Genomic DNA, 12,373 nt, shown 5'->3' on the forward strand with positions numbered 1-12,373 from the left:
TTCTGCTGAAATATGAAATCAGTTTTTATAGTATCCATGCATCTTGAGGATTTAATGGTAGTCTTAGAAAAAAAGACGGTCGAAGCTAGGTTCACTGACTTTCTAAACACGCGACAAAAGTTCATGCCACCCGTCTTCAGACCTATATGAAATGGTTTTGCTGCCGGCCATCTACTGACTAAAAAACAATCCGAACCCGTGATGCTAGTTATGACATGCAACGATGATCGATATCACTTGATCCCTCAACATATGCTCTTATGTGAGCAGTCGATGATCGGGTGAACGAAGCAAGTTACCAACTTGTCTCCCGACCGTGCGTTTTTGCAGGCACCGATTGTTTAATCTTTAAGTTGCATGAATAGAAATTGGATATGCGCTTATTTTATGACGATAGAAAAAGAATTTCAAATAAAAAGTGCTCGAGCCATCATCATGTCTCTTCCTTGATGAAGATCGCCGGCACAATGAGCATCCGAACCGTAAATCAGTGGAATGTTTCGCTTGATGGCTTCAGCAACAACCCAATGAGGCGGATAAGGTTCTTGACAGAGCGGCTTTTTCACTCCTGCTCCATTGTAGTCTATTTCATAACGGCGGCGTTGAATTTCGTCAAGAATGGACAGGATGTGCTCCTTCAGCGAAACGGAACAAGGAAATTGTTTTTGAAACTTTTGAATTAATGTCATATGGCCAATTCGTCTTGGTTTATACGGGCCAAGATCAGCAGCAATAGATTGCAACAGCACTTGGTAATAGGCTTCGTATACGCGGTCAATCGAGCCGAAAGCTTGAATGATCTTAGAAAACATATCAGCGCTATAATCAATGCAAACATATTGATCATCAAGCGGGAGAAAGTGTACAGATAAAATGCTATCATCCAGTTCAGGACCGATTGTTTCAAGGAAACGGGCTGTTTCTTCTTCATAACCAGCAATAAAATCAACTTCAAGTCCCACCCGAATCGTAATGTCGCTTTTATAGCGATACTTTAAATTTTGCAATGTGACCAAATAGCTTTCGAGCTGTGATAATGGCATTGCACTGTCTTGAGCGGGAACAGGATCGACAAACGTTGCTGGTAATGGAGCATGCTCGGTAAATGAAATATCTTTATATCCGAGTTGGATCGCTCGTTCGATATATTGCTCAAATGAATCGCGGCTGCCATGCGGACAAAACGGCGTATGAATGTGCCCATCGCGCAAAATAGATTCCCCCTGTTCGCTTTTATAGTGAAAAAAATGAAGATTTCTGTAAAAAAAATTAAAAATTTTGGTCAAAAAGTGTCGTTAACATGGTATCATAAAAACATTAAAAAAACATTATTTCAATGCTTTTGCCTTCTCGATAAACCACTCTTTATTTTGAATCGACTAACTCGGGTGCAAGGGGGCTTTTTATGGAAAGTGTAATTGTGATTTTACTCCTCGTTAGCGGGGGGATGATATATAACTACATTTATAAAAAGAAAATCTATCGTGAGATTGATCGATTGGAAGCATGGAAAATCGCCATTATGAATCGTCCTGTCACGGATGAGCTTTCGAAAGTAAAGCAGCTGAATATGACAGGGGAGACAGAGCAGCTATTTGAAAAATGGCGTCAGCAATGGGATGACATTGCAGCCGTTCAGCTTCCTGCAGTGGAAGAAAGGTTGTTTGATGCGGAAGAATTTCTTGAAAAATATCGTTATACGAAAGCGAAAGGTGTGCTGCGCGAGATTGAACAAACGCTCCGAAAAGTAGAAGAGGATATTCAAACCATCCTCTCCGAACTGAACGATCTTATTGGCAGCGAAGAACAGAATCGAGCAGAGATCGAGCAGCTTAAAGCGGCTTATCGAGAAACGAAAAAAACGCTGCTTGCTTATCGTCATACATTTGGAGCGGCTGAGGAAAAGCTAACGGAAAAAATGGAAAGCGCCCATGCTGAATTTCAAAAATTTGAGGAGCTGACCAGCTCAGGAAATTATTTAGCGGCAAGAGAAGTAGTAATTGGCTTAAAAAACGAGCTGAGTGAGTTGGCGCAAATGCTTCAGGATATTCCTGTGCTGTTAAATGAATGCGAGACAGCGATTCCGGCACAGCTGACTGAACTTCTAGATGGGTATAGAGAAATGAAGGAAACGGGCTATATTCTTGAACATCTTCAAATTGAGCAGGAAGCCGCTGAGAAGCAAGAAAAATTAAAGCAATATATCAGCTATATTCACGATCTTCGCATTGAAGAAGCGAAGCAAGGAATTGAAGAAATAAAAGAAGAAATCGATACTCTTTACGATCTGCTCGAAAAAGAAGTGTTTGCACATCAATATGTGCAAACAGAAATCCCTCATATTGAAGAGCAACTGCGTCATTTAAGCGAAGAATCAAAACAGACGGAAGCAGAAACGTTATTTGTTCAGCAAAGTTACCATTTGTCTGCTCAAGATCTTGAAAAGCATCGCAGCATTGAAAAACAAATTCAGCACCTTGTCAAACGTTTTGCATTAATTCAAGATCGAATGGCGGGAGAACAAACCGCGCATTCCGTCATTAAAGAGGAGTTAGAGCAGCTTTTTGCCCAAATCCAAACAATGAAAGAAGAGCATGAACAGTTCCGGGAAATGCTTCAAGCTTTGCGCAAGGATGAGCTGGCTGCACGCGAACAGCTTGAGTCGATGAGAAAAAAGCTATCGGAAGCGGTTCGTTTGGTAAGAAAAAGCCGGTTGCCGGGTCTTCCAGAAGCTTATAAACTGCAGCTCGATGAAGCAAAGGCGCTTTTGACGAAGGTGGCTTTGCGTCTGAACGACAAGCCCCTGAATATGGAGGCTGTCAATCAAACGCTTGCAGAAGCGTCAATTTTAGTAGAACGCGTATGTGAACGCACATTTGTCATGCTCGAGCAGGCGGATCTGGTGGAAAAAGTCATTCAATATGGAAACCGTTACCGCCGTCGGCATCCATCCGTAAAAGAGGGCTTAGAAGAAGCTGAAATGCTATTTCGAAATTATGATTATGAGCAAGCGCTTGAACAAGCGGTAGCAACTGTTGAAAAAATCGAACCCGGCGCATTGGAACGTGTCCGCCAGCTTCTTACAGAAAAAGAAGAGCTGAAGCAAAAAGTATGACAAGAAGAAATCGATAAATGGTACGGTAGACAAAGTTCATATTGACTTTGTCTACCACTGTTTTCTTTCCATTTTGTCCTTGGATTATTTTTGAAATGCTTGGCAGATAAGGAACGCCGCCGAGCGAAGTGGCGAATCAAAACAAGCCGTTTATGAGAGCGGACAAGCGGGGCGAGTAATGCGGGATGAAAACGTTTGTCAGCAGGGGGGCCGATAAATATCTACACCTGAGATATTTATCGGTTTTTTCGTGAATAATGTAATTGCGGTTCAACGATTTTATTTTTATTATTAAAGACGGATTATTTTTAGGAACATGTATCGGCATCATGATTTTAAAGGAGGAATGGCCGCCGTGATTTATTTGGACAATAGCGCTACAACAAAGCCATTTCCTGAAGCAATCGATTCATTTATGACGGTTGCTACAAAATATTTTGGCAACCCTTCTTCACTTCATGAGCTTGGAATGAAAGCGGAAAGGCTGCTTGAGCAATCAAGGGAACAGACGGCTTTTTTGTTAGGGGTTAAACCGAATGAAATCATTTTTACGTCTGGAGGAACAGAAGCCAATAATTTTGCCATTAAAGGTGCTGCGATCCAGTATCGCCAGCGTGGAAACCATATTATTACAACAATGATTGAACATCCATCAGTGGCTGAGCCATGCAGACAGCTTGAACAAATGGGATTTGAAGTAACCTATTTGCCGGTGAATGAAAAAGGGATCATAGACATAGACGAACTGGCTCGCGCGATTCGCGAAGAGACGATTCTCGTTTCCGTCATGCATGTTAATAATGAAGTGGGGGCGATCCAGCCGATTGAGCAAATTGGTCAGCTGCTTAAGCAACATCCGAAAATCGTGTTTCATGTTGATCATGTACAAGGAGTGACAAAAGTTCCTCTTGATTTAAAAAAGGCGCATATCGATCTATGTACGATGTCCGCCCATAAATTTCATGGTTTACGTGGAGCAGGAATTTTATACCTTCGCAACGGCATTCGTCTATCTCCTCTTTTAGCAGGGGGAGGTCAAGAACTACAAATGCGTTCAGGCACTGAAAATGTCGCAGCGATTGTGGCGATGACAAAAGCGCTACGTTTGTCATTTGCTGCCTTTGAACAAAAAGCAGCTTATTTGTTCGCTCTAAAAGAACGCTGGATACAAGAATTAGCAAAAATAGCAGATATTCAGCTGAATACGCCTGCTGAGCATTCCGCTCCTCATATTATTAATTTTTCGCTTAATGGCTTAAAATCTGAGGTTTTTGTGCATGAATTGGAAAAACAACATATTTTTGTTTCTACAACATCGGCTTGTTCCTCGAAAAAGCGCACACCGAGCAAAACGTTGATGGCCATGGGAGTGGATCAACAAAAAGCCGAAAGCGCTGTAAGGATTAGCCTATCATATGAAAATAAGCTGGAAGAAATTCCTGTGGCGATTCACGCCATTCAACACGCCATTCAAAAATTAAAAGAAGTGACGAGGTAGAGAACATGAAATATGATCGTATTTTAATCCGCTACGGAGAAATGTCGACAAAGGGGAAAAACCGCAATCGTTTCGTTGTCCGTTTGAAGCAAAATATTGCTAAAAAATTAGCCTCATTTTCAAATATAAAAATTGAATACATGAGAGACCGGATGTACATTTTATTGAATGGTGAACCACATGAAAAGGTTATGGAACAGCTAAAAACGGTATTTGGAATTCAATCCTTCAGCTTAGCCATCAAATGCGAAAATGAGATCCAGCAGATTCGAGAAGCGGCATTAACGGCTGTTCAACAAAATGAATATGAAGGAAAAACGTTTAAGGTAAGTGCTAAACGAGTGGATAAACAGTTTCCAGTCGGAAGCAGCGAGCTTAACTATGAAATTGGCAGCCACATTTTGCGAAATACGCAAAATTTGACGGTGAACGTTCATCAGCCAGACATTCATGTTCGCGTGGAAGTACGAAAAGATGGAACGTATGTAACATGTCATGATGTTCCGGGAGCGGGCGGTCTTCCAGTGGGCACGAGCGGAAAAGCCATGCTCATGTTATCAGGAGGAATTGACAGTCCAGTTGCCGGGTACTTAGCGATGAAGAGGGGGCTAGAAATTGAAGCCGTCCATTTTTTCAGCCCGCCGTTTACAAGTGAACGAGCCAAGCAAAAAGTGATTGATTTAGTTAAAAAACTCACGAAGTTTGGCGGCAAAATCAAGCTGCATATCGTTCCGTTTACAGATATCCAGCAGACCATCCATCGCCAAGTACCAGATGGTTATTCGCTTATTTCATCAAGAAGAATGATGCTAAAAATCACCGATTTATTGCGAAAAAAACATAATGGCTTAGCGATTGTGACGGGGGAAAGCCTTGGCCAAGTAGCAAGCCAAACGCTTGAAAGCATGTTTGTCATCAATGATATGACAACAACGCCTGTGCTTCGGCCGCTCGTTTCGATGGATAAAACGGAAATTATTGAACTAGCGAGAAAAATTGATACACATGATATTTCTATTTTGCCGTATGAGGATTGCTGCACCATTTTTACTCCAAGCTCACCAAAAACAAGACCGAAGCGAGAAAAAGTGGCTTACTATGAAAGCTTTATCGATTTAGAGCCACTTATTGAAACGGCGGTCGCCAGCACAGAAACATGGGTCATTGATGAGGCTTTTACGTCAGCTGATGAGTTTGAGAACTTATTTTAACATACTCCACCAAAAAGCCTCCCGCTTCTAAACCAAGCGTAGGTGGGGGAGGTTCATATATAACATGTGCATATCATAGGATTTGTATATAAAAATTACCAAAAATCTAAACGCATGATTCGTTGTGTTTTCACACACTCTATAGATACAAGGGAGGTGAAAACACATGGCACGCAATAACAACTCTAATCAATTGTTAGTGGCTGGAGCTCAACAAGCTCTTGACCAAATGAAATATGAAATCGCTCAAGAATTTGGCGTAAATCTTGGTGCTGACACAACTTCTCGTGCTAACGGTTCAGTTGGTGGAGAAATTACAAAACGTCTTGTTGCTATGGCGCAACAACAATTAGGTGGAGCACACCCTACTCAATTTTAATTAAATATTATGGCTATGAAGGCGGGAATTTTTCCCGCCTTTATTATTTCAAAAAATTATTCAAAAAATTCTAATTGTTTTGTATAATTTACTTTGAGAAAAGAAGTGGGGGGATGAGGAGAATGAACCGTGAAGATTTAATTGCGCCTGAGCAATATAATTTAACTTCTGAAATTGAGGCACACGCCAAGCGAGCTCCTGAGAGAATCGCGTTAAAATGGGAGAATGAAGAAGGGCATAAAAAGGAAATTACGTATGAGGAGCTTCTCAAAAGAACGAATCAAATTGGAAACGCTTTACTTTCTGCGGGTCTTCATCAAGGAGATAAGGTTTTGATTATGGTACCGCGCTTAATTGAAGCGTATGAAGCTTATTTAGCAGCATTAAAAATTGGGGCCGTCGTTATTCCAAGTTCAGAAATGCTGCGCACAAAAGATTTGCAGTATCGTATGTCACATGGAGAGGTTAAGGCTGTGATCGTTTATGAACCATATGTCGAACAGTTTGAACCCATTCAACATATGGACGGCATTTTGAAATTTGTCATTGGCGATCGCGAAGAGGAAGGCTGGATTCATTTGATGAAACTAAGCGAATCGCAAAGCGGTGAATTGTTCGCAGCCAATACGTCTCGTGACGATATGGCATTTTTATCGTATACGTCGGGGACAACAGGAAATCCAAAAGGAGTTGTCCATACGCACGGCTGGGCCTATGCCCATTTACGCACGGCAGCAACGAACTGGCTATGTATTGAAGAGAATGATGTGGTGTGGGCGACGGCAGGACCTGGATGGCAAAAATGGATTTGGAGCCCGTTTTTATCGGTGCTCGGTTCAGGAGCAACGGGATTTGTCTATTACGGACGATTTGAGCCAGAAAAGTATTTGCAGCTTTTAAGCAAATATGAAGTCAATGTTCTTTGCTGTACGCCAACGGAATATCGCTTAATGGCAAAAGTGCCGACAATCGGCCAGTATCAGTTGCCGCACTTGCATAGTGCCGTATCTGCTGGAGAACCGTTAAATCGGGAAGTGATTGATACATTTGCCAAGCATTTTAACATACAAGTACGCGACGGATATGGACAAACAGAGAATACGCTGCTTGTTGGTGTGATGAAGGGAATGGAAATAAAGCCAGGTTCCATGGGAAAACCGACACCGGGGAATCGTGTCGAGATTGTTAATGAAAATGGGGAGCCTTGTCAAGTTGGAGAAGTAGGAGATATTGCGGTTCATATTGAAACACCGGCTCTGTTTAAGCATTATTATAAAGATCCTGAACGGACAGCCATGCAGTTTCGCGGCGATTACTACATTACGGGAGACAAAGCGAAAAAGGATGAGGACGGTTACTTTTGGTTTGAAGGCCGCGGTGACGATATTATTATCAGCTCGGGCTATACGATTGGACCTTTTGAAGTGGAAGACGCGCTTGTTAAGCATCCAGCTGTCAAAGAGTGCGCTGTTGTTGCCAGCCCAGACGAGATACGCGGACATGTCGTGAAGGCGTTTATTGTGCTGCGTGAAGGCGTGGATGCGAGCGATCCGTCGCTTATTCCAGCTTTGCAGGAGCATGTTAAGCAACTAACCGCACCATATAAGTATCCTCGCAAAATTGAGTTTATTGAAGAATTGCCTAAAACGACGTCCGGAAAAATTCGCCGTGTTGAACTGCGGGAGCGGGAAATGAAGCTAGCACAGCAAAAATAGCGAAGCAGCGCGACATCAACAGATCGATCTTTTGAAGAAAGATAAAGCATTTTCAATAAAAAGGCTGATCTCAAAAATGAGATCAGCCTTTTCAGACTGCTGAAAAACGATTTTGTCAACGACAAAAACGTTTTTTACAGCAAGGTGATTTTATGCTTAAAGAAATGTTCGTTTCACTTTTTCCCAGAATGAATTATCTTTTAAACGAACCGTTTTCACGATGCGGCTGCTTAAAGAAATTTCAATCTTTTCAATATGTTGAATGCTTAACGCTTCATTATCCATGCCAATGATAGGATAATGGTTTCCATCTGGAGAGATTTTTAATGTTAATTTTCGTTGACCGCTTAAAATAAAAGAAGAACCTAGCGTGCGGTAGCGATTATTATTCAATGAAGCAAGTTCGCTGACTTGAATGCACGGCAGAAGAGGATCAACGACCGCTCCATTGACGGACTTATTGTAAGCAGTGCTTCCTGTCGGAGTCGCGACAATGATTCCATCGCCCCGAAACGTTTCAAAATGCAAATCGTCAATAAATACATCCATCACAAATGTTTTAATAATTCCGGAACGGATAGAGCATTCATTTAAGCAAAAAAAGGATGCTGTATCATCAATGGTTACTTGAATAATAGGATATTTACGCACCTCAATTTGCTCATGCGTCATCGCTTCCACCATATGGTCTGTATCGTCGATATGAAAATCGCAATAAAACCCACGTGATGGCAGAGTAGAAATGCCGGCATATAAACAGTCATCCCGAAATCCGCTTTGTCGTACCGCTTGAAGAAACGAGCCGTCATCCCCAATACTGACAATGATATTTGCTTTTCGATGGTCATCCACTACAACGAAATGATTTTGTTCTGCAATTTTGATCAGAGGTTCAACTTGCTTCTTCAGTTGTTCATCGTGTTTATAGAAAAAGTACAAGTGATTTCGCCTTTGTTCCATCATCCATCCTCCAGTTTGCCATATTTTAGTTCATCGATAATTATGGTAAAATAAATAAATCGTACATATAGTTTACCACTTATTTCTTTATGAAAAAAATGATTTGTAAAGGGGGAATGAAGATGAACCGCAAGCGATGGATCGCTTTGGCGATCGCTGTTGTTCTATTTGTTATTTCATCGCTAGTCAGCGTAATTACATCATTTATGACTAAGGATGTAGGGAAATGGTCAGAAGAATGGCTGGCTTTAAGCAATCAAAACTTTGAGGAAGAAGTGCTGGAGGAAGGAAATACAGCGAAGAAAATTGTGGTACTGGAAGTAAATGGGGTTATTGAAGAAGGAGATACAGCAAGCTCTTTATTTTCTTCAGCAGGCTACGATCATCGCAGTTTTTTGCAAATGATTGAGCAGGCTAAAGAGGATGAGACAGTGAAAGCCATCGTGCTGCGTGTCAACTCGCCAGGCGGCGGAGTGGTAGAAAGCGCAGAAATTCATGACCAGCTTCTGAAATTAAGGAAAGAAACGAAAAAACCGGTTTATGTATCGATGGGAGCGATGGCTGCTTCAGGAGGATACTATATCTCTACGGCAGCGGATAAAATTTTCGCAAGTCCTGAAACCATGACAGGTTCGCTCGGGGTTATTATGCAAAATGTGAATTATGAAGAGTTGGCAAAAAAATATGGAGTGGAGTTTGTAACGATCAAAAGCGGACCTTACAAAGATATTATGAGCCCGTCTCGGAAAATGACAGAAGAAGAACAGAAAATTTTACAGTCGCTTATTAACAATTCTTATGACGGGTTTGTCAAAGTCATCTCCGAAGGCAGACATCTTTCGGAAGATGAGGTGCGTAAAATTGCAGATGGCCGCATTTACGATGGTCGCCAAGCTAAACAGTTAAAGCTGATTGATGAATTTGGGTACTTAGATGACACAATTGCAGCCATGAAAAGGGATTACCATTTACAAGGAGCACAAGTTATAAAATATACAAATAATGCTGGCCTCGCATCGCTATTTCACATGCTGGCACCGGCCTTCACATCCAATCATGTTGAAGAGCTTGAACTTGTCCAATTGTTTTCAAAACCGAAATCGCCGCGCCTGATGTATTTATATGTGGAGTAGGAGGAGGGAAAGTGATGGTAGAAGAAAATGCCCACCTTGAAGAAGCGGTCATGGCAACTGTTCCGATCATCCGCTATGCTGGATTTTGGATGCGTTTTTGGGCTTATTTATTTGATTTGCTTATTATAGGAAGCATTAATCGTTTGATTGTGTACCCTTTTTTTCAATGGCTTCATCTTTCATCAGAGGAAACAAGTATGTTTTCTCCGATCGCTGTAGCTACAGCTGTGACGTTTTATGCTTATTTTGTGCTCATGACGAAATATTTTCAACAAACATTGGGAAAGATGGTTTTCGGCTTGAAAGTGGCGAATTTAAACGATCGGCCTTTAACATGGCTAACGGTCTTATTTCGTGAAGTTGTCGGCAAGTTTATTTCTAAGTTTATTTTATTTATCGGCTTTCTTTTTGTGGCGTTCTCTAAGAAAAAACAAGGTTTGCATGATCAAATTGCTGATACGACCGTTATTCATGAGTAACCTGCGCAAGCAGGTTTATTTTTTTGCAATATGGTGACAATGATAGGATGAAAGGGAGTGCGAATCGTGATAGCTATCATCATCATCTCTATCATTATCCTTTTTTTGCTGATTCTTCTGTTTATGAAGCTGTCCATAACGATTCTGTTTCAACATGCGCAAGATAATGATGAATGCCGGATTATATTCAAAACATTTTTTGGACTTATTCGCTATACCATTCTTATTCCTTTAATTAAAGTGGATGAGTCATCCCCGGGAATCGTTTTTTTGCATAAAGAGAAGCTGAACCATCGTTCCGAAAGCCCGGCAAAAAGAAAAAAATATGATCCGCGCGAAATTATTCATAGTTTTAAAGAAACAAGAGACTTTGCCCGGCACGTCATCCATTTGCATGTCATTATTCGAAAATTTATGGCCCGTGTGTCGGTGACGAAGCTGGAATGGAGTACAAACATTGGGACAGGTGATGCCGCGCAAACGGGAATCGCTGTCGGAATCGGCTGGACGTTGAAATATGGAGTTGTTGCACTTGTTAGCAAATTTATGAAATTAAAAACAAAGCCGCTTCTCTCCATTACTCCTTCATTTCAAAAAGCTGTTTCAGAGACAAAAATCACATGTATGATTCATTTTCGAATCGGGTATGCTATGTTAGCAGGAATACGAATTTTGAAATATTGGCGCGGTAATCGTTTAAAACTAAAATCATTCGTCAGCCGTCAGGCAAATGAAAGCTACTAGTAGGAGGAGTTTGTATATGAGCAACCATCCAATCCAAGGATTAATGACAACAGCAATGGAAAACTTAAAGCAAATGATTGATGTGAATACAATCATTGGCGATCCTGTAGAAACGCCAGACGGAAGCGTTATTTTGACCGTTTCAAAAGTAGGATTTGGATTTGCCGCTGGCGGAAGCGAATTTATGCTTGAAGGGAAGCAAAACGGCACAAATACAGCTGTTTCGTCTGCTAACGGAAAGCCAAACGAAGAGCATCCGTTTGGAGGAGGAAGTGGCGGTGGAGTCTCCATTACTCCGATCGCGTTTTTAGTTGTTAACTCTTCTGGGGTGAAGCTGCTTCATCTTGATGAAAATACACATTTGTATGAAAAAATTCTCGATTTCGCTCCACAGGTTATTGAGAAACTTCAGCATATGCTGCGAAGAAATAAAGAAGAAGAGGAAAGACATGAAGTACGGAAAAACGATTTAGGGATTTAATTGAAATCAAAATCGTTGAAAAATTTTCTCATTCCCGGTATGATTACGCTATACATACTTTTACGGGAGGAATTTTTATGGCCAACATCACATTTAAAGGAAATCCGGTTACGCTTATCGGGAATGAAGTGAAAGTGGGCGACAAAGCTCCAGATTTTAAAGTTTTGGCAAATGATTTATCTGAAGTGACTCTTTCGGATACGAAAGGCTCTGTTCGCCTCATCAGCGTTATTCCATCCATTGATACAGGTGTATGCGATGCGCAAACGCGCCGTTTTAACGAAGAAGCGGCAAAGTTAGATAACGTCAAAGTGTTGACGATCAGTGTTGACTTACCATTTGCTCAAAAGCGCTGGTGCGGAGCCAACGGCATTGAGAATGTTCAAGTGCTCTCCGATCATCGCGATGCTTCGTTTGGCCAAGCATACGGTGTGTTAATTAAAGAATTGCGCTTGCTTGCTCGGGCCGTATTCGTTGTTGACAGCAGCGACACAGTCACATACGTCGAGTATGTTTCGGAAGCAACCAACCACCCGAACTATGAAGCGGCTATTGAAGCCGCTAAAGCAGCAAAATAATGAAGAGAAGAAAAGACCTCGATTGGCTTTCGGGGTCTTTTTCATTGCAAAGAAAAACGATCGCTCATACAATAAAAGAT

At 41.4% G+C, this 12,373-nt stretch carries 12 protein-coding genes; 10 read left to right on the top strand and 2 right to left on the bottom strand.

Features of this window, described 5'->3' with window-relative positions; all coding sequences use genetic code 11:
- Nucleotides 1-407: 407 nt before the first annotated feature.
- Nucleotides 408-1,211, bottom strand: a complete 804-nt coding sequence (hisJ, locus tag B6A27_RS10260; RefSeq protein WP_066146481.1) for a histidinol-phosphatase HisJ — start codon at nt 1,209-1,211, stop codon at nt 408-410.
- A gap of 194 nt (nt 1,212-1,405) precedes the next feature.
- Here hisJ and ezrA point away from each other — a divergent pair, with 194 nt between their 5' ends.
- From ezrA to mbcS, 5 genes are all read left to right on the top strand, one after another.
- Nucleotides 1,406-3,115, top strand: a complete 1,710-nt coding sequence (ezrA, locus tag B6A27_RS10265) for a septation ring formation regulator EzrA (RefSeq protein ID WP_080862056.1) — start codon at nt 1,406-1,408, stop codon at nt 3,113-3,115.
- A gap of 355 nt (nt 3,116-3,470) precedes the next feature.
- On the top strand, nt 3,471-4,613 hold the full coding sequence (locus B6A27_RS10270; RefSeq protein ID WP_066146582.1) for a cysteine desulfurase family protein: 1,143 nt from the start codon (nt 3,471-3,473) through the stop codon (nt 4,611-4,613).
- Nucleotides 4,614-4,618: 5 nt separating this feature from the next.
- Complete coding sequence (gene thiI / locus B6A27_RS10275) at nt 4,619-5,824, top strand: tRNA uracil 4-sulfurtransferase ThiI (RefSeq protein ID WP_080862057.1); 1,206 nt, start codon at nt 4,619-4,621, stop codon at nt 5,822-5,824.
- Nucleotides 5,825-5,990: 166 nt separating this feature from the next.
- Nucleotides 5,991-6,203: an alpha/beta-type small acid-soluble spore protein gene (locus tag B6A27_RS10280; protein ID WP_080862058.1), complete on the top strand. Its 213-nt coding sequence runs from the start codon at nt 5,991-5,993 to the stop codon at nt 6,201-6,203.
- Between the two features lie 122 nt (nt 6,204-6,325).
- Nucleotides 6,326-7,918 carry an acyl-CoA synthetase MbcS gene (gene mbcS / locus B6A27_RS10285; RefSeq protein WP_080862059.1) on the top strand — a complete coding sequence of 531 codons (1,593 nt, stop codon included), beginning with the start codon at nt 6,326-6,328 and terminating at the stop codon, nt 7,916-7,918.
- A 156-nt stretch (nt 7,919-8,074) separates the two neighbouring features.
- Here the strand turns inward: mbcS and B6A27_RS10290 are convergent, their stop codons facing one another.
- On the bottom strand, nt 8,075-8,878 hold the full coding sequence (locus tag B6A27_RS10290; RefSeq protein ID WP_044745922.1) for an NAD kinase: 804 nt from the start codon (nt 8,876-8,878) through the stop codon (nt 8,075-8,077).
- Between the two features lie 122 nt (nt 8,879-9,000).
- On the opposite strand from B6A27_RS10290, the gene sppA reads away from it, so the two are divergent.
- The 5 genes from sppA to tpx all read left to right on the top strand — a co-directional run bounded on the left by sppA (nt 9,001) and on the right by tpx (nt 12,293).
- A complete protein-coding gene (gene sppA, locus B6A27_RS10295) occupies nt 9,001-10,011 on the top strand; it encodes a signal peptide peptidase SppA (protein WP_044745923.1) in 1,011 nt (336 codons plus the stop codon).
- Between the two features lie 14 nt (nt 10,012-10,025).
- Complete coding sequence (locus B6A27_RS10300; RefSeq protein ID WP_080862060.1) at nt 10,026-10,490, top strand: RDD family protein; 465 nt, start codon at nt 10,026-10,028, stop codon at nt 10,488-10,490.
- A 57-nt stretch (nt 10,491-10,547) separates the two neighbouring features.
- The gene (locus B6A27_RS10305; protein ID WP_231734579.1) at nt 10,548-11,234 is read left to right on the top strand and encodes a DUF2953 domain-containing protein; all 687 of its coding nucleotides are present in this window, start codon (nt 10,548-10,550) and stop codon (nt 11,232-11,234) included.
- Nucleotides 11,235-11,250: 16 nt separating this feature from the next.
- A complete protein-coding gene (gene ytfJ, locus B6A27_RS10310) occupies nt 11,251-11,715 on the top strand; it encodes a GerW family sporulation protein (protein WP_080862061.1) in 465 nt (154 codons plus the stop codon).
- A 77-nt stretch (nt 11,716-11,792) separates the two neighbouring features.
- The gene (gene tpx / locus B6A27_RS10315) at nt 11,793-12,293 is read left to right on the top strand and encodes a thiol peroxidase (protein ID WP_080862062.1); all 501 of its coding nucleotides are present in this window, start codon (nt 11,793-11,795) and stop codon (nt 12,291-12,293) included.
- Nucleotides 12,294-12,373 lie beyond the last annotated feature (80 nt).

Source organism: Anoxybacillus sp. UARK-01 (genome assembly GCF_002075365.1).
Lineage (GTDB): Bacteria > Bacillota > Bacilli > Bacillales > Anoxybacillaceae > Anoxybacteroides > Anoxybacteroides rupiense.

Coding starts and splice junctions, on each gene's coding strand:
- ezrA (WP_080862056.1), top strand. CDS start 1,406: ATGGAAAGTGTAATTGTGATTTTACTCCTCGTTAGCGGGGGGATGATA.
- thiI (WP_080862057.1), top strand. CDS start 4,619: ATGAAATATGATCGTATTTTAATCCGCTACGGAGAAATGTCGACAAAG.
- B6A27_RS10280 (WP_080862058.1), top strand. CDS start 5,991: ATGGCACGCAATAACAACTCTAATCAATTGTTAGTGGCTGGAGCTCAA.
- mbcS (WP_080862059.1), top strand. CDS start 6,326: ATGAACCGTGAAGATTTAATTGCGCCTGAGCAATATAATTTAACTTCT.
- B6A27_RS10290 (WP_044745922.1), bottom strand. CDS start 8,878: ATGGAACAAAGGCGAAATCACTTGTACTTTTTCTATAAACACGATGAA.
- sppA (WP_044745923.1), top strand. CDS start 9,001: ATGAACCGCAAGCGATGGATCGCTTTGGCGATCGCTGTTGTTCTATTT.
- B6A27_RS10300 (WP_080862060.1), top strand. CDS start 10,026: ATGGTAGAAGAAAATGCCCACCTTGAAGAAGCGGTCATGGCAACTGTT.
- ytfJ (WP_080862061.1), top strand. CDS start 11,251: ATGAGCAACCATCCAATCCAAGGATTAATGACAACAGCAATGGAAAAC.
- tpx (WP_080862062.1), top strand. CDS start 11,793: ATGGCCAACATCACATTTAAAGGAAATCCGGTTACGCTTATCGGGAAT.